Origin of the sequence: Phormidium tenue FACHB-1052 (genome assembly GCF_014696675.1) — a bacterium.
GTDB lineage: Bacteria > Cyanobacteriota > Cyanobacteriia > Phormidesmidales > Phormidesmidaceae > Nodosilinea > Nodosilinea tenuis_A.
The window spans coordinates 1-17,935 of the sequence record NZ_JACJQN010000030.1 but is presented as its reverse complement, the minus strand read 5'-3'; the positions used below and the strand labels follow the sequence as shown (position 1 = coordinate 17,935).

At 52.9% G+C, this 17,935-nt stretch carries 20 protein-coding genes; 12 read left to right on the top strand and 8 right to left on the bottom strand.

The genetic code is table 11. The annotated features are described in order from the left end of the window. Positions 1 to 389: 389 nt before the first annotated feature. From H6G07_RS25300 to H6G07_RS25265, 8 genes are all read left to right on the top strand, one after another. Positions 390 to 551: a hypothetical protein gene (locus tag H6G07_RS25300; protein ID WP_171973109.1), complete on the top strand. Its 162-nt coding sequence runs from the start codon at positions 390 to 392 to the stop codon at positions 549 to 551. Between the two features lie 1,094 nt (positions 552 to 1,645). Further along, positions 1,646 to 1,915: a pentapeptide MXKDX repeat protein gene (locus H6G07_RS25295; protein ID WP_190740807.1), complete on the top strand. Its 270-nt coding sequence runs from the start codon at positions 1,646 to 1,648 to the stop codon at positions 1,913 to 1,915. Between the two features lie 226 nt (positions 1,916 to 2,141). Continuing rightward, a complete protein-coding gene (locus H6G07_RS25290) occupies positions 2,142 to 2,654 on the top strand; it encodes a thioredoxin family protein (RefSeq protein WP_242026992.1) in 513 nt (170 codons plus the stop codon). Positions 2,655 to 2,715: 61 nt separating this feature from the next. Continuing rightward, the gene (locus H6G07_RS25285; protein ID WP_073611106.1) at positions 2,716 to 3,408 is read left to right on the top strand and encodes a cytochrome c biogenesis CcdA family protein; all 693 of its coding nucleotides are present in this window, start codon (positions 2,716 to 2,718) and stop codon (positions 3,406 to 3,408) included. 37 nt (positions 3,409 to 3,445) lie between these two features. Continuing rightward, the gene (locus H6G07_RS25280) at positions 3,446 to 4,060 is read left to right on the top strand and encodes a cytochrome b/b6 domain-containing protein (RefSeq protein ID WP_139297208.1); all 615 of its coding nucleotides are present in this window, start codon (positions 3,446 to 3,448) and stop codon (positions 4,058 to 4,060) included. Positions 4,061 to 4,069: 9 nt separating this feature from the next. Continuing rightward, positions 4,070 to 4,786 carry a molybdopterin-dependent oxidoreductase gene (locus tag H6G07_RS25275; RefSeq protein ID WP_084173669.1) on the top strand — a complete coding sequence of 239 codons (717 nt, stop codon included), beginning with the start codon at positions 4,070 to 4,072 and terminating at the stop codon, positions 4,784 to 4,786. Further along, positions 4,764 to 6,203: a sensor histidine kinase gene (locus H6G07_RS25270; RefSeq protein WP_073611104.1), complete on the top strand. Its 1,440-nt coding sequence runs from the start codon at positions 4,764 to 4,766 to the stop codon at positions 6,201 to 6,203. Before H6G07_RS25275 ends, H6G07_RS25270 begins: the two co-directional genes overlap by 23 nt. Before the next feature lie 47 nt (positions 6,204 to 6,250). Beyond that, entirely contained in the window at positions 6,251 to 6,937 is a 687-nt protein-coding gene (locus tag H6G07_RS25265) for a response regulator transcription factor (protein WP_171973111.1), read from the top strand. Between the two features lie 385 nt (positions 6,938 to 7,322). Here the strand turns inward: H6G07_RS25265 and H6G07_RS25260 are convergent, their stop codons facing one another. The 6 genes from H6G07_RS25260 to H6G07_RS25235 all read right to left on the bottom strand — a co-directional run bounded on the left by H6G07_RS25260 (position 7,323) and on the right by H6G07_RS25235 (position 11,185). Continuing rightward, the gene (locus H6G07_RS25260) at positions 7,323 to 7,565 is read right to left on the bottom strand and encodes a hypothetical protein (protein WP_073611103.1); all 243 of its coding nucleotides are present in this window, start codon (positions 7,563 to 7,565) and stop codon (positions 7,323 to 7,325) included. 178 nt (positions 7,566 to 7,743) lie between these two features. Then, positions 7,744 to 9,123: an ATP-binding protein gene (locus H6G07_RS25255; RefSeq protein WP_073611102.1), complete on the bottom strand. Its 1,380-nt coding sequence runs from the start codon at positions 9,121 to 9,123 to the stop codon at positions 7,744 to 7,746. A gap of 59 nt (positions 9,124 to 9,182) precedes the next feature. Next, on the bottom strand, positions 9,183 to 9,881 hold the full coding sequence (locus H6G07_RS25250; protein WP_073611101.1) for a hypothetical protein: 699 nt from the start codon (positions 9,879 to 9,881) through the stop codon (positions 9,183 to 9,185). 11 nt (positions 9,882 to 9,892) lie between these two features. Continuing rightward, positions 9,893 to 10,381, bottom strand: coding sequence for a hypothetical protein (locus H6G07_RS25245; RefSeq protein WP_084173667.1), 489 nt, complete (start codon positions 10,379 to 10,381; stop codon positions 9,893 to 9,895). 74 nt (positions 10,382 to 10,455) lie between these two features. Beyond that, entirely contained in the window at positions 10,456 to 10,737 is a 282-nt protein-coding gene (locus tag H6G07_RS25240) for a hypothetical protein (protein WP_073611100.1), read from the bottom strand. 40 nt (positions 10,738 to 10,777) lie between these two features. Next, entirely contained in the window at positions 10,778 to 11,185 is a 408-nt protein-coding gene (locus H6G07_RS25235; RefSeq protein ID WP_073611099.1) for a hypothetical protein, read from the bottom strand. A 430-nt stretch (positions 11,186 to 11,615) separates the two neighbouring features. On the opposite strand from H6G07_RS25235, the gene H6G07_RS25230 reads away from it, so the two are divergent. The 4 genes from H6G07_RS25230 to H6G07_RS25215 all read left to right on the top strand — a co-directional run bounded on the left by H6G07_RS25230 (position 11,616) and on the right by H6G07_RS25215 (position 16,361). After that, complete coding sequence (locus H6G07_RS25230; protein ID WP_171973110.1) at positions 11,616 to 11,789, top strand: hypothetical protein; 174 nt, start codon at positions 11,616 to 11,618, stop codon at positions 11,787 to 11,789. Then, on the top strand, positions 11,786 to 12,265 hold the full coding sequence (locus H6G07_RS25225) for a hypothetical protein (protein ID WP_073611097.1): 480 nt from the start codon (positions 11,786 to 11,788) through the stop codon (positions 12,263 to 12,265). Before H6G07_RS25230 ends, H6G07_RS25225 begins: the two co-directional genes overlap by 4 nt. Continuing rightward, positions 12,262 to 12,864 (top strand): hypothetical protein, encoded by a 603-nt coding sequence (locus tag H6G07_RS25220; protein WP_073611096.1) that lies wholly within the window; start codon positions 12,262 to 12,264, stop codon positions 12,862 to 12,864. The genes H6G07_RS25225 and H6G07_RS25220 overlap by 4 nt, the downstream gene beginning before the upstream one ends. A gap of 449 nt (positions 12,865 to 13,313) precedes the next feature. Continuing rightward, positions 13,314 to 16,361: a plasmid replication protein, CyRepA1 family gene (locus H6G07_RS25215; RefSeq protein WP_073611095.1), complete on the top strand. Its 3,048-nt coding sequence runs from the start codon at positions 13,314 to 13,316 to the stop codon at positions 16,359 to 16,361. 150 nt (positions 16,362 to 16,511) lie between these two features. Here the strand turns inward: H6G07_RS25215 and H6G07_RS25210 are convergent, their stop codons facing one another. After that, on the bottom strand, positions 16,512 to 16,874 hold the full coding sequence (locus tag H6G07_RS25210; RefSeq protein WP_073611094.1) for a hypothetical protein: 363 nt from the start codon (positions 16,872 to 16,874) through the stop codon (positions 16,512 to 16,514). Further along, entirely contained in the window at positions 16,867 to 17,469 is a 603-nt protein-coding gene (locus H6G07_RS25205; RefSeq protein ID WP_073611093.1) for a nucleotide-binding protein, read from the bottom strand. The genes H6G07_RS25210 and H6G07_RS25205 overlap by 8 nt, the downstream gene beginning before the upstream one ends. Positions 17,470 to 17,935 lie beyond the last annotated feature (466 nt).

Sequence of the window (17,935 nt, the reverse complement as noted above, 5' to 3'; positions counted from 1 at the left end):
CATAATTTTGTGATTCAAAAAATGTTGCATATGATACAGAAGGGATGAGTGGACTTTTTTGATTTTATCTGCCATTCTTAGGAATAAAAATTTAGCTAGGACGTGAAATGAGCTGTTGACTTTTACGGTGTTTGAGCGTTATTCTCGAGCTAAGTTGGCTATTTGCATAGGATTGCTGGAATCCATTGAAGCTGATGAAGGGCGATCGCTGCCTAAAATTGGATTCGATACCTCAATGTTCGATCTTATTTCGAGCTGTTTGTGCGCTTGTGCTTCGAGCAATTATCTGATTGATTTCTTGTCAAATCTAGACCGCATGAATTTGGCTAACTGATCAATTTGCCTCTAATTTAGAGCCTGTTTTCTCAAATCTATTGGGAGGAATTCTTATGCCGCGTATTGCTACTGCTGTCTCAATCGAACTTGAGATCCTGAATAAAATTCACTCCTACGTCAATCAGCGCGGCGACCTTAGTCGGATTTTTCAAGAAGGATTAATACTTTGGATCGAAAAACAAGAATTATCTAACTCAAGCCGGCAAGAATTTTGATCTGGGTTTTGAAGATCTTGTTTGGAGACTGCTTGTAGTGCCTTAGAAGTATTGACACATAAGACTTTCAGCGGTTGCCTCGGCAGTATCCTGTCGACAATAACCTTTCTCCGGCGGATGCTGCCGAGTTATATCCGCTTTCTGGCAAACTTTGCCGAGCCTCTGCTTAAAGAGGCTCAGCTAGGAAGGAAGACAAGTGCACTTAAGCAGCCCACTTAATAGGTTATGAGCACATATGCTCTGTGCCAGTAGGGCTAAAAAGTGGACTAGGTTTGGCTTATGCTGGCTTGTGCCAGTTGTCTCAAAGCCTGATTTTGCCGTTCTCTCTACAAATCGCAACCAAACCTCTCGGTTGGCTTGGATTCCTTGTGTAGGGAGGGTTTGTGCAGGAGATGCAGCTGTGGAGGGGTTGCGGCGCGGGACAACTACTCTAGGACTCAGAGTTATTTCACTAGGTGTTTCCCTTTGCAACCGACTCATAGTTCTGCCACAGGAGTTGCACTGAACGTAGGACTGCTCTGTCCGATGGAATCATGTTTCAGCCGAATTGCATCGCGCACCAGTCAAGCAAGCGCCTTAGTGGAGCTGAACCATCCACAAGTAAATCTGTATTAGCTAGAAGGGAATCTTAAGTTGTCTGCCCCAGTCGCCAGGGATTTATACTGAAATTTTCCATCTAAGATTCCGTGGGGGTGTTTTGTCAGACAGATCTCCACCTAGGGTCTTTGTAGCGTCTTTGCTGTTCAGAGGAACTGCTCCATAAACCTCTACCCCTTGCTTGATAAGAGAGCTTGCCTATGCTGATGCTTGGACAAACGCTATACAATCACCCTCTCAGGCAGCAATAGATGGGGTACGGGTGTGGGCTACTGCTGCCGTAGAGCGGTTTCTGAGAAAAGGCTTAATTTAAATTGAGAATTTGCTAGGAGCTAATTTAGAGGATTCTCAGCTTTCATTCAGGGAAGCTTCAGTGCTTATAGAGAAACTTGAACTGTCTGGGATGAGTTCAAAACCCAACACGTTTCCTGCAAAAGAGGGTTTGCCATCTCCAGAAATTAGCTCTGCTAGTTCAGCTATCTATAAGGACAAAAACTATGAATCGGACAGTACTGTCTTTAATTATTGGGCTAACCTTAGTTGCTGGTGTGACTGCCTGCACAGGTAAAACCGAAAGTACTCAACAGACTACGCCTGATGCCATGGAGCAAGGCGATGCCATGCAACAAGATGGTGACGCTATGGAGCAAGGCGATGCCATGCAACAAGATGGTGACGCCATGGAGCAAGGCGATGCCATGCAACAAGATGGTGACGCCATGGAGCAAGGCGATGCCATGAAGCAAACTCCAGCAACCAAGCCTTAGTTCCTCAAGCACCTCGGATAGAAAGAGGTAAAGCAAATCTCTTTAGGGCAGGCTTCTTGCGTAACTGCGTCTCTAGAGTCGTAGGAAGCCAGCTTTCATCACTCTGTTAATCTCTAAGGTTACCTCAATGGACAAAACACTATGGCGTAGGCGTCAACTCCTACTCTATGGAGGACTTAGCGTTGCAGGAGTGGGTACTGCACTTGCTCTGAGAAATACTTCTACAATGCTGGAGTCTACCAGTCAGCCACTTGCTCAAAACACATCTTCTAGCAGTACTACCGGGATCAATCCCCTTTCCTCTGCCCGTAGCCCTTTGCCAGAATTTCAGGGAATCAGTCAGTGGCTAAATTCTGATCCACTCTCCATTGGTAACCTCAGGGGCAATATTGTCTTGATCCAATTCTGGACGTTTGCTTGCATTAACTGTCAACGAACTCTGCCCTCCCTCGTTCAGTGGCATCAACAATATGCTTCTCAAGGTTTAAAGGTAATTGGCGTTCATACACCGGAGTTTGCTTATGAGAGAGAAATTAACAACATCAAAAGAGCTCTTCAGAAACACAAAATCACCTATCCTGTTGCCGTTGATAACGACTATCAAACGTGGAGAGCTTACCACAACGCGTATTGGCCTCATCTTTTTCTAGCAGACCGGGAGGGGCAGTTACGGTATGACCACATCGGCGAAGGAGCCTACGAGGAAACGGAACGTTTAATTCGTCAATTGCTCGGCTGAAAGTACATGTTCCTTAATTCGGCCGCTCAACTTTGCTTAGCCTCACCGCTTCTTTGACATCATGGCTACATTCGCTCTATCAACGGGATTTGCTTTGGCAGGCGGTGTACTGACTGTACTCTCCCCCTGCATCTTGCCCATTTTGCCGATTTTAGTAGGACGTTCACTTCAATCCCATCACTATGGCCCTGTAGCTCTAGTTTTAGGATTAGTGAGTGGCTTTGCCGTTGCAGGTAGCCTGTTAGGAATTACGGCCAGTTGGCTAACAAATTTATCGAATTTATTACGGAATGGAGCAATTGGGTTACTTTTAGGGCTTGGATTACTAGCCATTTTCCCAAGTTGGGGGTATCGGCTGTTCAGCTATCTGCCGCAAAGTCGAGGTGAAAAAGGCTCACTGCAAGTGGGGCTTTGGAGTGAATTTTGGCTGGGAACTCAGTTGGGCTTGCTCTGGACTCCTTGCGCAGGGCCTGTATTGGGCGCAATTTTGGTGATCGCAGCAGTCGAGCACGATTTCATTAGTGCAGTTGGGCTGTTAGTTACCTATGGCTTAGGAGCCGCTATGCCATTACTTGCGATCGCATATAGCGGGCGAGCTTTAAGTCAGCGTTTACTGAAGCTCCGTCCTTACAGTGCTAGCTTGCAACGGGTAGGCGGTGTCATGATTGTGGGGACTGCGATCGCAATTCTGCTGGGCTGGGATGTGCAAGTCCAGCTCTGGTTAGCCCCTTTTTTCCCAGCTTGGTCCTTGTAAAGGTTTTTCTGACTGATTCGATTGTCAAAACGAAGGAATGACTGGCGTGACTTCATCGGCCGTGGGAAAGAAAAAACAGGCCCGACTACCACATCAGGCTGTGGCAGCAAAAGCCTTTCACTGGATTAATATCATTAGCCTGCTACTCATGGTCACAAGTGGCCTACAAATTTACAATGCTAATCCTGTATTTGGGGGCCGTTCAGGTTGGCACTTTCCAGATTTTTTGCTGCTAGGAGGCTGGCTAGCTGGCGGCAGAGACTGGCACTTTGCGATTATGTGGATCTACTCTTTAAATCTGCTGGCGTATGGGCTGTATATACTGGTTAGTCGCCGCTGGCAACATCGGTTTACCAACAGCAGCGATATAAAAGTTATCCAAGTTAGCCAAAATAAAAAACGTAAGAATTTTGCTTGGCATCGATTGATTTATACAGCAATTATTCCAGTGCTGCTGCTAGCTATTCTGAGTGGATTGGCAATGTACAAGCCAGCCCAGTTTCATTGGCTCGCCGTTCTATTTCGCGATTGGCAAACCCTCAGAACAATTCATTTCATCACAGTCCCTGTTGTTATCGGGTTTACCCTTATCCATTCTCTGCTAGCGCTCAAGGTGGGTAGTTTTCGCCTCATTAAATCAATGTTTATATAGGGGTGTGCCATGAGTTCAATGCCTTCCAAACAAATCTTATCTCGCCGTCAGCTCTTGCAATGGTCAGGCATTTCAGGTGCCGGTTTAATACTGAGTAGCTGTGGGTCATCCCTCTTTTCAGAGAAAGTGGGACAGACCTTTGAGCCCCTCAATCAAAGCATTGAAGAGCTCATTCTGTCACAAAGGCCCGTTCCTGAGTTTCCGATGAGTGCTATCGAACCTGGTAAGCTATTGATCAATTCCTTCGCAGGTACTCCTGAAATTAACCAAGCCCAGTTTCGGCTACAAATTAATGGTAAAGTCAACCAGCCTATGCAATTAGGCCTGACAGATTTGCAAAAGCTGCCGCTAACATCTATGGTTATTCGGCATGTTTGCGTTGAGGGTTGGGCTGCTGTTGTTCAATGGGGAGGCGTTCGGCTACAAGACTTGATCCGACTAGCCCAACCTCAGCCAGGCGTACGTTATGTTTACTTCAAATCTGCTGACGGCTATCACGAAAGCTGGGACATCGCTTCAGCCCTACATCCACAAACGTTGATGGCTTATCAAAAAAACAGCCAGCCTCTATCTGCAGAAAACGGAGCCCCTTTACGACTAGCGTCACCCATTAAGTTGGGTTACAAGCAAAGTAAATGGGTAACTGAGATTACCCTGTTGCGCGATTTGTTGCCTCAGAAAGGCTACTGGGAAGACCGAGGATATGAATGGTTCGCCGGGCTCTAATGTGAAATTTGCACGTTACTTCCTTAATCCTTCATCACTCCAGTTTCGCCTAACGCTGGAAGTAGCTATTCTGTGGGTGGTAGGAGTCAGTAGTGTGGCCGTTTGGGCTGGGTGGAAGATGCAGCAAATGCTGATTGCCACCCATGCTCAGCAGGTTGAATACACCGCAGAACGATTCCCCCGCGATGTTGAGCTCTACAGCGAAATGCTACCGGTCAAGGTCGGAGTGCAGAAAACGATTCATAATATCTCTGAATCTAACCTGTTAATTTGGGTCAGCGATCCGACTGGCAAAACGCTGGCTCAATCAGCAGGGATGGATGCTGCCTTTACAGGCATACTCATGTCTCTCGCTGACATGCCGCTCCGACCCCAAGTTTATCAAGTTAGTGATCGCTACTTCGTTCTCTGTAAACGACCCCTGATCATCCAGGGAAAGCCAATTGGGACAGTTTATTTAGCCCAGAATGTCACTGTGGCTCAACGTCAGTTAACTCAGGCTATTCAGGGTCTCACTGCCGTTTGTATCTTAGCGTTGCTGTTGATAATAACCTTAATTACTCTGCGCATTCGGCGAGCCCTTCAGCCGCTTCAGGAAATGAGCCGGATGGCCAGCCTGATTTCACCTGACGATCTAGGTAAAGCTAGAATACAACTGACTCACGCCCCTAGCGAAGTCAAAGATTTAGCGCAGACCTTCGACATTATGCTGCTGCGCCTTTCAGAATCCTGGGAACAACAGCGCGAGTTCGTCAGTAACGTCTCCCATGAACTACGGACTCCTTTAACGATTGTTTCTGGGTATTTACAAAGCGTTCTTCGACGCAGTACCAACCTCAATGAGTATCAGCAAGAAGCCTTAGAAACCGCTTCTTCTGAAGCGAATAGAACCATTCGCTTGCTCGAAGATCTACTTGAGTTTGCACGCGCAGACAGTGGTCAGCTACACCTTCATGTCGAGCCAGTCGTTCTAAATGCCCTGGTAGCAGAAGTAGCTGATATGACAAAAAAGTTCAGCCATCGGCAAGTCCCGATTGAATCAACTACTGACGTTATTGCCCGAGTCGATCGAGATCGCTTAAAGCAGATCTTGCTCAACCTAATTGACAACGCCATGAAATACTCAAACCCTGATCGGCCAATCAAAATAAAAGTACATTCTTCCGGCGATAAGGCCCTCATTCAGGTATCGGATCAAGGCATTGGCATCCCTTTGTTAGACCAAAGCAGAATCTTTGAGCGATTTTACCGGGTTGACCAGGCTCGCACTCGCACGACTGGGGGCTACGGCCTTGGGCTAGCTGTCGTCAAAACAATGGTCGAAGAAATGGGCGGCAGAATCACTGTCGAATCCAAACTAAGCAAAGGTAGTACCTTTACAATCTATTTGCCTGGGTTAAACACCGCTACAGTTTAATACCAGGCAACAAACGGCCTAACTCAGTTCATCCTTGGAGTGATCCGATGAATAACCCGATCAATGCTCACATTCTGCTGGTCGAAGATGAGGTAAAATTGGCCCGATTCGTCCAGTTAGAACTAGCCAGTGAGGGCTATCGAGTTAGTGTCGCTCATGATGGTATTGCAGGATTAGTTCTAGCCCGGGAATCAACGCCTGATCTAGCAATTCTGGATTGGATGTTGCCAGGATTAACGGGAGTTGAGCTATGCCGTCGGCTGCGAGCAACTGGCAGCAGTCTGCCGGTGATTTTACTAACCGCAAAAGACGAGATTAGTGACCGCGTTACTGGGCTTGATGCAGGAGCAGATGATTATGTGGTTAAGCCATTTAGTATTGAGGAGTTGTTAGCTCGTGTTCGTGCTCACCTACGTCGCGTCCAAGAGCCTAATCTAGAAATATTGCAGATTGAGGATGTTAGCTTAAATCGAGCAACTCGGCAGGTACTGCGAGGGCAGAGAGCGATTGAATTGACAGCTAAAGAATTTGACCTTTTAGAGTATCTGATGAATCATCCTCGTCAGGTGCATACCCGTGAGCTGATTCTCGAACGCGTATGGGGCTATGACTTCCTCGGAGACTCCAACATTATTGAGGTGTATATTCGCTATCTGCGATTGAAGTTAGAAGCAAACGGCGAACCACGCCTAATCCATACAGTGAGAGGCGTAGGCTATATTTTGCGCGATTAGGAATATGTTAAGCAGGATTAGCTACGAGCTGCTCTCGATTCGAGTGAACCAGGTGCATTCTCTTGGGGTGGGAGAAATACTGGTGTAGCTTCAAACTGCTGAAAGCTAGTGAGCTGAGTAGTTGCCTGCGCGCGCAACTAGCCGGGTTGCCCATCCCCTTACTTCTGGCCGAGGGCAGAGCAAAACAAAGCCCCTAGCGATCGCCAAAGGCAGATGTAAAATTCCATTTACGCCAAATAGCTTACCCCTGCTACCGCCCCCGCCGGCGAGGGCACCATGGGTAGGCAGCGGGCAGGAGTCCTAAATCGTAGATGCACCCTAAGAACAAACCCCCACCGGCACCGCTGGCCTGTGGGGTTTTTTGTTTGGTCTCTGCAAGATCGCACTACAGCAGACTCAATTGCTGCATCCTGGGCAGGCCCACTTCATCGGGTATCGCTGGCCTCAACTCGGTCAGGTAGCCTTTCCAATCGGCCCCTGCGTCTGCGTCGACGTGACCGTATTTGTAGCCAACCTTGCTCACCATTCCAGTGCGGCTATCGGGCAGGACAACGCGATCACCGTAGGCAAAGCCGTGGGGGTTGAACTGGTGCAATTCGAGTGGGGTATAAGGGCATTGCCAGGTCATTTCTGCTACTCCTAAATAGCGGTGTAGGGTAGTCGGTGCTGCTGTCTTGTGGCCGTCTTGTAGGCGTCTTGCGGCTGTCTTGTGGGTTATTTCGCAAGACAGTCACAAGACAGCCCACAAGACGGCGAGACACCCACAAGACAAGGGCTCCAGGCTTTTTGTCTCGTGGGCAAGACACTCACGAGACAGCGTAGCGGGGCGGATTCTCAGGGAGGCGCTCGATAAAGCCCTCGTGCGCCATCCTCTCTAATTTTTGCTCCAGTGCTTTGGTGTCTACCCCGTCCTTTAGTGCCCGGTGCTTTTGCCTGATTTGGGATGCCAGCAGAGGCTCATTAGCCTTAATCAAAACCTCCCTAATAATGGCCACCTCATCATTTGAGCTATCGGCAGAGTAGGCGGATTCTAGCCCCTGATTGTTGGCCGGTTGCTCTAGCTCTAGGGTGGGCACTTCTACGGCGATCGGGGTGTTTTTCTGGCCTGGGTAATAGACGTTTGCCTTACCCGATGGCATGGCCTTACCCCCAGGGCCAACGATCGCAGATAGCTCGATTTCGAGTAAGGTTTGGTCGCGTTGTTCAGCGACACCGGCCTTACCCCCCAGAGAAGTTAGGGTGCGACCATGGGCAACGTAGACGGCAAACATATTCACCTTCCGCAAGTCAGACATAGAGCTGCCAAAAAACTGGCCAGCGTGGGAGCAGTGCTGGGCCCAGTTGGTAAATTCCTCCGTCAGCAGGGTATAGGGTTTGGGGTTGAAGTTGGGCTTAGTGCTCAAGACCTGGTAGCGGCTTTTCACCAGGTCAGCAAACGCCACCAGGCGAGCGTCGCAGGCGGCATAGTCCATCCCAGCGCCATAGAGCGGCAACCCCTCCCAGGCCCCGTAGGCGGCATGGGGATCTAGGATCTCGCAGTGGTGGCCAGCGGCGATCCGCTGCTGAATCAGCCAATGGGCCAGGGTGCTTTTGCCGCTACCTTGGGGGCCGTAGATGAGAATCGTGGGATAGGCCAGGCAATCTTGCAGGATGCCGGTTGCCGTGGGGGCGATCGCTACCTCGTCCTCATCCCACTGCTGGGAGCCGCTAGGGGTTGCCGCTACAGGTAGGGCATTTAGGCGGGTGCTGGGGCCGATGGGGGCGGCTGGGGACAGTTGTGGCGGGGCAGCAGGCGCATTCTTGCCCAGCAACCCTAGCGACTTGGCCAAGTTTTCGGCATCGTCTGAGAGGCGCAGTTCTCGCGCGATCGCCTGGGTTAGCTCTGCCTGCACCTGGTCGGCTCCGACATCGGCTTGGTACTGTCGGAGGTGCTTTTTATCCAGTAGGTGGGCAACCAGGCCATCGCTGACAGCTTCGATTTGGTCGCTGTTGCGCTCGTTAGCATCCCAGGCCAGGTAGATGCCATAGGCCAGAGCAGCTAGGCCCGTCAGTGGATTCAGCAGGCTCCCCAGGATGAGCCCACCGGCTAGGCCACCGCCGATATAGAGTTTGGGGTTGTGCATCCCTTCGGCGGCATCCTCGGCGGTGTCAATCCAAAGGGGTTGTGTGGTCGCTAAGTTACTCATGGTTTCACCTAAAGAGATGGGGGCACCGTTGCCCCCGTTTACAGTGTTATCTGGCCGTTCTAGCCGTGGGCTCGCTTCATGTAGTGCCATTGCAGACCCAGGAACAAGATGAGTCGCACCATGAGTTCAAAGCAGAACAGCATGGTGACGATCAGCCCCACACTGCCCCAGTTGATCAGCCCCCACTGGCCGGTAAAGATGACAAACACCAGCTGCCCAAAACCGCCCTCGACGGGGGGGAAGACGGTTAGGCAGAGGAAGGTATCGACGAGGTAGGCGACGAGGCTGGCCCGGTTGGCGCTGCGGATGCTGAGCAGGGGAAAGCGGTTGTACCATTCTTTGAGGCGCACGAGGGCGGGATCGTCGCCCTCATTCACCTGGAGTTGATCGGCGGAATCAGCTTCAAGGGCAATCAAGCGCATCAGCTTGCGGTCGTGCTTCAGCAGAATCGGGTAAGTTTCTGCCGTCTGGATGAAGGCCCACAACACGACCCCAACGGGGATGGCGATCAGGGCCAGGGCACGATTGCCAAAGAAGCCCACCATGCCTTGCAAGTCGAAAATGTTGACCAGTGCGAGGCTTACCGCTTTGCAGTAGGGCAGCATGTTGGCAGCAGCCACGATGCAGGCGACGCAGATGGCCAGCCAGTAGAGAAGCTGTCGAGCGGTCTTGGCTCCTGAGTTGGGGCCACGTTTTGAGGATTTGGTCTTTGAGTCTTGGGAACCGGCTGACCAGTTTTTTCCGTAATAGGTAGTCATGGGTTGAGCCTCTAAAAGTTTGCTGGGTCTATGTTCGAGGGGAGGTAGTAGGCGGCTCCTCGGTACTGTTTCATGCGGGCATCAACGATCGCCTTATCTCCGGTAAAGGCCATCTTTTGAGTGACACCTGGGGTGCTGGGGTCGTTGTCATCGTCGGTAATCGCCCCGGTGTTGCCGTGGGCATCGCAGACAATAGAACCCACCGAGATAGGGTGGTTGGAAACGCTGTCGATGACGGGGAGGTTGAGCACGAGGGAGACGTAGTTCTGCTGGTCAGCACTCACCACTGGAATACAGCCGTCTTGATAGCGGGCGATCGCTACCTCGTTTTTTTGCGCCTGGTCTTGCTGGCTTAGGGTCAGCTCGGTCAGGTCATTGCCGATGCGGCTGGCCTCGGCGCGGGCGCTGCTGACTTGTGAGGCGAAGTTGCCCAAGCTACTGACGCTGGGTATTGCGGTGCCAATGATGGCCAGGGCGAATACCCCGTGGATCGGTTTCATAATAGTGGTGTCCGTTTACGTAATGGTTTTCGGGCAATGCCCTCAGCCCTGGTCTGCCAACCATCTGGGGGTTTTTAGTGAGCGATGAAAAGCGCGATCGCCTTGCAGACTGCCAAGATGAGGAGAAACATCGCATAGGCCAGGAATGCAGCCCACATGACGTTGCTGATGGTGTGCAGCAGATTGATGAAACCCAACAGCAAAAAACCGGTGAAGGGGACGATCAGCGCTCCTTGCAGGAGGCTGCCAGGGGACTGACTCCAGACAAGATCTCGGGTATCTCGGATGTGCATCCACAGGTGCTGCGCTCGGTAGCGCCAGCGCTTGGGCAGTGAGTTGATGAATCGATAAACCATTGGGTGGGTTCCGGTGAGGTGAGCTGGGACGATCGCACTGCTAAGCGGGCAGCAGCCTTAGGTCGTGTATCACCTGATCAGCGCTGGGTAGCAGAGCCTCAACGGTCAGCACCTCAAACTGCGGCATCGCTTCCTGCCGTTGCTGCTGAATCGCCCCCAGCTCCTGGTTGATTTGCTGGTGCAAAAACTCGCCGCTCATCAAGGCATCGACCACCAAGGCGGTCTGCTTTGCAGTGGCCTGCTGGGCTGCGATCGCACTGCTGAGTAGCTGCTGCAATTCCTGGTTGTTGCGCTGGTTAGCCACGGCCAGAGCATTGGCCGACTCAACCCGGTAGGCCGATGGTTTAGCCGGAGTCTGTGCACTGGGTTGAGATTCCTTCACGCCGCCGAAGCCCTTGTCGGTGCTGGCTGCGCGGTTCTTGATTTGTTCTGCTGTTTTGACTGCCATTTTTGATAAGCCTCAAGAAAGTACTGGTTGCGTCGTTCAGATCGAGAGCACCGATCGCCGCGCCTGGCTATCTCCCCAGCCCTGCCCCAGAGAACCAAGGCCATGGCCTCAGTCAGGGTGTAGGAGCGAGGTTGCTGTGGGTCAGCCTTGGGCAAGTCCAAAACCTCAGCCATCCACCCCGAAAGAGTAGATTTTGCAGGCGCTTTGCCCAGGTGCTGGGCGATAAAGCGGCGTAGCTCGGTGTAGGTGAATAGCGGTTCGAGTGAACTCATTTGCGGTTCAGGTGAACTCATGCCATAGTTGTAGCACACAATCATCAGATAGCATCAGATATCATAGAAAAGATATTTCGTATGAGAGCTGAGATAAACTGATCGCATCTATTCAATTAATCAGGAGTAAGATCGCGATGGCGCTAGAAGACGACAAAATGAGACGCACAATAACAGTCCCTGACGACTTAGACCGGCTGGTTAGCGACTTGGCCGATAAGTCAGTTCGTCCGATTAGCAGCCAGTATGAATATTTGGTGCGCATGGCCCTAGCCATCCCTGAGATTGCTGAGCAGGTCAAATCTATTAAGGAAGGGAGCGACGGGAAATGACCTACAGCGGCGATCGCCTAGGCCGGATAGAGCAGCTACTGGCTCAAGTGGCCGAATCTAATGCTGCTAGCACTGAGCGCCTAGACCGCATCGAGGCGGGGCTAGAGCGCACCGAGAGAATCACCGAGAGCAATGCTCGCGCCATTGAGGCATGGGGTGAGCGCATCACCGAGGCCGACCAGCGAACTCAGACCCAGCTAGAGGCATCCATCGCCGATACCGTGGCGATGATTGCCGACATGGGCCAGCAACAGCAGGAAGCCACACAGAGGGCAGAGCAGCACAAAGCCGAGGCCGACCAACGATTTGAGGTGTTCCTGGCTGAGGCCAGAGCCGACAGAGCAGAGATGCGCGCGGCGCGTGAGCAGTGGCAGCTAGAGGCCCAGGCCAATGCCACAGAGCACCGGGCATTCACTCAAAACATTCAGGTGCTACTGGCTGAGATTGCCCGCCTGTGGCAGCGGGTGGCCGGATGACCACCGACGATAAAGCCAAACGCGCCCCGGTTGCGATCGGTCAGTTGTCGGTCGATGGTTTCCAGATGCCCGATGGCTCCTACCGAATGAGCCAGACTCAGGCAGCTGAATCTGTTGGGCTATCTGAAAGAAACGCCCGCGAATTTTTGCAGTCGAAAAGCTTCAAAGCTTTGATGGGCGAGGGTTATACGCCCGCGATTTCTGACGTTGAGGTGGAGCCTGACCCCGACCAAACCCGAGGACAAACCCGAATTAGAGGTTTAGAGTTAGAGGCCGTCAGCGCCTATTGGCTCTGGCAGGCTTATAAGGGCAACAAAGCGGCCTTGGCCCTATGCATTGCTCTGATGACTGAAACCCTAGAACGCCGCTTTGACGCTGCTTTTGGTGTGGAACGCAGCGAGAGCGATCGCAACGCGTTGCTGACTCAGCGGCTACAGCAAACCGAGGCAGACCTGACAGCACTAGGGGAAGCTTATGCGCTCCCGGACGTGCTGATAGAAGATAACGAGCGCCTGAGGGCTGAGAATCAAGTGCTGCGCGAACAGGTGCAAGAACTGGGCGGCCAGCCTGGAAAACTGCCAGGATTTCCACCATCTTGATTGATCTTGTAAACTAGCCCCAACCAGGAGGTGATTTTTATGTGAGTCCGTCTGAGCGAACCCTTTAAAAAGCAAAAACGATAGATCCTCCCGCCAAGAAGTAACTATCGCCTTGCTCCACTCCAGAACACGCCATGGGGACGTGACGGGATTCGTTTTTTCAAAATCAAATTCCCCTACAGGATAGCTGATGTAAATCAGCGGCGCAATAGTGCGCCTGTTTTGTCATGCCCAGCAACGCTACAGCCGGGGTAATCCGTAGGTTTCCAAATGTTTTCACGTGTAATCAAACCTTTTTTCACTTCTTCCCAATCGAACCGACCGTATATTAGGCATACGTTGAGTTTGTGCGCCTTTAGGCGACGGCCATCCTCAGCAAAATCTTTTCTAAGTAAACTCGCGCCACTTCACGCAGCGGCTCACCTCCTGGAAGTTGGGGAGGTGGCGCTATGAAAACGGCACACCTCAACGAGTGGCAGCAATCACAGGTTGCGGTCGAGATTATTCAAGCCAACGTCAGCAGCATCGAGGGCCAAGAGGTCATCGAGCGCCTGGCGGGGCACAAACTAGGCGCTATCGGTGGCTGGGGTAGCCAGTATGTTACTGGCGCGGTTGGCAGCATCTTGCAGCGCTACGAGAACTCAGCCCAAGGCGGTTGGTGGGTGTCAGGATTAGACCCCCTGAACAACTGGGCACCGCTAGACTGGGGGCAGTTCAAGGCAGACACCCCAGACCTCGACGGCAAGGGCAAGCCCAAAAAATATACGTCTCCAGAGGGCACCAAACCTAGAGCGCTATACCTCGACACCGGCAACCCCGACTACTGGCCCGACATCATTGCAGACCCAGCCGCCCCAGTGCTTTGGACTGAAGGGGCGAAGAAGTCAGGCTGTGGCCTATCGCTGGGCTTAGCTGCGATCGCCCTGGTGGGCGTTAACGCTGGCTACCGGGTAAAAGATGCGCTGGGCAACCCCTGCAAGCCTGAACTAGTCGACGATGTCAAGGTTATCGCGACCCCAGGGCGGCCCGTTTATCTGGCCTTTGACCAAGATATTAAACCTAAGGCTCGGCGGCGGGTGCTGGGGGCCTTAATGCGGTTTGGCGGGCTACTCGCTGCGGCGGGCTGCATCGTGCGGATCGTTGAATGGTCAGCAGAGCAGGGCAAAGGCTTAGACGATCTGGTTGCCAATCATGGCCCCGATGCCCTGCACCAGGCGATCAACCAGGCGCTCACGCTCGACGAATGGCGGCTAAAGCTGGCTCTCGACAATTGTTTAGGGGGGCTTATCCCCTCAATGCGGATTAACACTCGCAACCTGGACACCCTCGACACCGCCACCATTCCCGACACCGGCATCATTGCCCTGAGGTCTGCCAAGGGCACCGGCAAAACCAACCTGGTTGCAGATTTGGTATCCGGCGGCGGTGAAACCCTTGTGCTGGGGCACCGCATCGTTTTGATGCGCAACCTATGCCGCCGCCTAGGGGTTAACTATCGCGGCGATATTGACCGGCTTAATGGTGAGTTTATCGACGGCGACGGCTATACCCTGCGGGTTGGTGGTTGCGTCGACGGCACCCTGCTGGCTATTGACCCCAGTAAGTTTAAGGGCTGCGATCTGATCCTCGACGAGTTTGTGCAGCTGATGCGGCACCTCCTCACCAGCTCGACGTGCAATAAAGACGGGGCAAGGCCCGTGCTGCTGGCCCGGTTTACTCAGTTGGTGCAAGCGGCGCGGCGGGTCATTGTAGCCGATGCCGACCTAGATAAAACCTTTCTCGACTACATCGCAGCGCTACGGGGCGACGGTGCCCCCGCCTGGCTGCTGGTGAACGATGCCAAGGTCGAACCCTGGCCGGTTACCTTTATCGAATCCCCCGACGCTAGCGCCGCTACGGCTCGGCTAGTGGCGGCTGTGAAGGCAGGAAAACGGGTGCTAGTCGTCACCGATTCTAAGGCGGGTAGTAAGCGCCTAGATTGCCTGATTAGAGAGATTGAGGCGGTGGGGTTGCGGGTGCTCTTGCTCAACAGCGACACCAGCGGGGGTGACGTTGAGAAGGCGATTATTACCAATCCAAACCAGACCATTACCGATTACCCGGTGGTTATCGCGACCCCCTCGATGGCCACCGGCGTATCCATCGAGGTACAGCACTTCGACGAAGTACACGGCCTATTCTGGGGAGCTAGCAGCACCGATGCCGATATGGCCCAGGCGTTGGCCAGGGTGCGGCAACCTGTCCCCCGGATCGTCTGGTGCGCTAAGCACGGGCGCAACTTTTCTAAGATTGGCCGCGATACCAACCCGATGCGGCTGCGCAAACTGCTACAGGATAAAGCCAACGCCACAGCCCAGCTCACGGCGGCCAGCCTGGGGGCGCTGGGGGCAGAGATCACGGGCTACGATTGGCTCAACCCCCACGTTGACCTATGGGCCAAGATTGAAGCCCAGCGCAACCGCTCCATGCTGTCGCTGCGGTCGGCGCTCAAAGTGCGATTAACCCATGAGGGCCACTATCTGACCATCGAGCAGTTAGACGTGGACCTGGCCGCACGTGAGCAAATGGCGGCGGTGCGGCTCCAGATTAAAGAGGCAGAGGCACAGGCGATCGCAGATGCGGCCAACCTTAGCCCCAGCGACGTTAAAGCCCTAGAGAAAGCCGAAACAGTCGACCCCGACGAACGGCTGGCCCTACAGAAATGGCATCTGGCCGACTTCTACGTTATTCCCCTCGACGAGGTCACCGCCGACCTGGTGCTGCTCGACAACGACGGGCGATACCGTGGGCAGCTGCAAGAACTTGAGGCGTTCCTTCACCCCGAGCTGGCCAGCACCATTGATGCCCGCTCTGTTGAGAAGCAGGCTCAGCACAATCTAGGGATCTGCCCGTGGGATATCTCGACGGCAGAGCTACGGCGACAGGTGCGAGGTCTGCTCGGGATCGACCAGTGGATTACCTGCGAGCGCGAATGGAGTGGCGATGACGAGGGGCTGATGGAGTTTGCCGCTAAGGCCCTCGATATGGCTCCCCAGGTAAAAGCAGCACTCAATGTGGCCATCCGGCCCGATATGAGCCCCCAACAGATACTGGGGCAGCTACTCGACCAGATGGGCATTGAAACAGCGTCCCGACAGAGCAGGCAGGATGGCAGGCGGTGCAGGTGGTACCAGGTCGACCAGGCCAGCAAAGCCCAAGCCCTCGGCATCCTGATGAGGCGGGTAGAACGGCGCAAAGCTACCGAAGAGAGGTATTCGCTGCCTGGCACACCCCCCCCTATTAATGTCTATGAGTCAGGGGGGTGTGCCCCCCAAAAGCCCCCTAAAAAGGGCGATCCGTGGGCTGGGGTGCTGGTGCTGTGGGGTGCTTCCCTTGGTTCCTGGGTTGTGCTGGCCACCGACGGTGACATGGCGACCATTCAGCTACAGAACCCAGTCGTTCAGACGGTGCGAACAGTGCCCCTCGGCGATCTCGTAGCGCTGGAGGTGGCCGCATGAGGCCCACATTCTGCCTCAAAAATACCAAGGTTGGCGGGTGCCCTCTACAAAAGCATAGTGGCTTATTTCACGAGTTCACCGTAGTAAGCCTTCATGTGGTCGAATAGCTATCGAGCCCCCAACAGCAACCAGGGCTACCCCTCATAACTTCTATTCGGATTTTCGCCTTGGCGAAATTTCGCCAAGTAGGTTGTCTGAATTTTCACCTTGACGCCATTTCACCCAGGTGTCCAGCAGGCTGCTTACCAATTCGGATTTATCCATCTCCACACCTTGACGGCGTAATAGGGCTAATTCCATCTCTACATCAATATCAGTCTCTTCCTTGACGTAGTAAGTTCTGCCAATCCAGCCAGGATCAGATCGCTTCCCGGTAGCTGGTCGCCCTCGTTTCCTGTTTTTAGTCTGAGGTGATTCTGCTGGTTTCTCTGGCTCTACCTCTTCTCGCTCTGGGGCTGCCTCTGGTGGCTTTTTTGTTCGGGTGTCTATCAGTTTTTTGTAGGCATCAGCCATTGTCTATAGCCTCTAAAATCTCCTTGCCGACTTGCTTATATTCACCCCATGCGATTTTTGCCATGCGGTCTTTGACCTGGTAGACAGGTACGCCCTCAAGGCTGGCTTTCTCGTAGCAGATGAGATTTCTAATGTCTTGGTGGAAAAGGGGGAGACCTTCTAAAGCTTGCCTAGCTAGCCCCGCTGTTTTGACCGGACGTGACCGCACCATTGTTAGCAGTATCTTATATTTGTCGCTGCCTAGGGCCTGTAACAGGTCTACGGTTTGCATCATGGCATCTATATCAAGGGCTGCTGGAGTGGTAGGGAGTACTAGTAGCTCACAGCCATCGGCCAGTGATTCTAATTCAGACTTGTCTGGCCTAGCTGCGGTGTCTATGATGACGTGCTCATAATTCCGGCTATGCCTGGGGGCCGCCATAACATCCACGACCTTGAAGGGCAGTTCACCTCGCTGCCCCCAGCCAGTAGCACTGGAGTTAGGATCGCCATCAACTAACAAAGTAGACCCATACTGCTGAAAGAAGCAGGCTAGGTGAACTGCTGTAGTCGTTTTGCCTACCCCTCCCTTGAACCCGGCCACAGTGACGTACATTCATTTTCTCCAACATATAGAGGAAACTCTAAACTGCCTGTTTGCCATTGTCTATTTTCACCATCACGTATTTTTGGCAATCCGATAATTTGTATTTTCGCCAATTCAAAATTGCGGAATGTCATTTAACCTGGGTAGCGACCAAATACAATCCGGCTATCACCTCCCGGCGCTAGCGTGTCTCGTCGTGCGACACAGTGAGACTGGCTTAACGAAAGAATGCGGGTTTTGACCCTGTCTCAGTGATGAGACACACCCCGATCTAGCCTCAACACCCGGAAACCCCTGCAAACTCGTGAATTCTACTCTACGAAATGTGAATACTGTCTAGTAAAGCAACGCAGGCACACCCCGGATCCGATGAGCACCCACGGCCAGGCCAAGGTATTGACCCACGACGAAATTGCCCGGCTGTTCGCGGCGATGGACTCTCCCCGCGATCGAGCGCTGTTTGGCATCCTGCTCT

Bases quoted from the DNA above. Each gene is read 5' to 3' on its own strand.
- H6G07_RS25300 (WP_171973109.1), top strand. From the start codon at position 390: ATGCCGCGTATTGCTACTGCTGTCTCAATCGAACTTGAGATCCTGAAT.
- H6G07_RS25295 (WP_190740807.1), top strand. From the start codon at position 1,646: ATGAATCGGACAGTACTGTCTTTAATTATTGGGCTAACCTTAGTTGCT.
- H6G07_RS25290 (WP_242026992.1), top strand. From the start codon at position 2,142: ATGCTGGAGTCTACCAGTCAGCCACTTGCTCAAAACACATCTTCTAGC.
- H6G07_RS25285 (WP_073611106.1), top strand. From the start codon at position 2,716: ATGGCTACATTCGCTCTATCAACGGGATTTGCTTTGGCAGGCGGTGTA.
- H6G07_RS25280 (WP_139297208.1), top strand. From the start codon at position 3,446: ATGACTGGCGTGACTTCATCGGCCGTGGGAAAGAAAAAACAGGCCCGA.
- H6G07_RS25275 (WP_084173669.1), top strand. From the start codon at position 4,070: ATGAGTTCAATGCCTTCCAAACAAATCTTATCTCGCCGTCAGCTCTTG.
- H6G07_RS25270 (WP_073611104.1), top strand. From the start codon at position 4,764: ATGAATGGTTCGCCGGGCTCTAATGTGAAATTTGCACGTTACTTCCTT.
- H6G07_RS25265 (WP_171973111.1), top strand. From the start codon at position 6,251: ATGAATAACCCGATCAATGCTCACATTCTGCTGGTCGAAGATGAGGTA.
- H6G07_RS25260 (WP_073611103.1), bottom strand. From the start codon at position 7,565: ATGACCTGGCAATGCCCTTATACCCCACTCGAATTGCACCAGTTCAAC.
- H6G07_RS25255 (WP_073611102.1), bottom strand. From the start codon at position 9,123: ATGAGTAACTTAGCGACCACACAACCCCTTTGGATTGACACCGCCGAG.
- H6G07_RS25250 (WP_073611101.1), bottom strand. From the start codon at position 9,881: ATGACTACCTATTACGGAAAAAACTGGTCAGCCGGTTCCCAAGACTCA.
- H6G07_RS25245 (WP_084173667.1), bottom strand. From the start codon at position 10,381: ATGAAACCGATCCACGGGGTATTCGCCCTGGCCATCATTGGCACCGCA.
- H6G07_RS25240 (WP_073611100.1), bottom strand. From the start codon at position 10,737: ATGGTTTATCGATTCATCAACTCACTGCCCAAGCGCTGGCGCTACCGA.
- H6G07_RS25235 (WP_073611099.1), bottom strand. From the start codon at position 11,185: ATGGCAGTCAAAACAGCAGAACAAATCAAGAACCGCGCAGCCAGCACC.
- H6G07_RS25230 (WP_171973110.1), top strand. From the start codon at position 11,616: ATGAGACGCACAATAACAGTCCCTGACGACTTAGACCGGCTGGTTAGC.
- H6G07_RS25225 (WP_073611097.1), top strand. From the start codon at position 11,786: ATGACCTACAGCGGCGATCGCCTAGGCCGGATAGAGCAGCTACTGGCT.
- H6G07_RS25220 (WP_073611096.1), top strand. From the start codon at position 12,262: ATGACCACCGACGATAAAGCCAAACGCGCCCCGGTTGCGATCGGTCAG.
- H6G07_RS25215 (WP_073611095.1), top strand. From the start codon at position 13,314: ATGAAAACGGCACACCTCAACGAGTGGCAGCAATCACAGGTTGCGGTC.
- H6G07_RS25210 (WP_073611094.1), bottom strand. From the start codon at position 16,874: ATGGCTGATGCCTACAAAAAACTGATAGACACCCGAACAAAAAAGCCA.
- H6G07_RS25205 (WP_073611093.1), bottom strand. From the start codon at position 17,469: ATGTACGTCACTGTGGCCGGGTTCAAGGGAGGGGTAGGCAAAACGACT.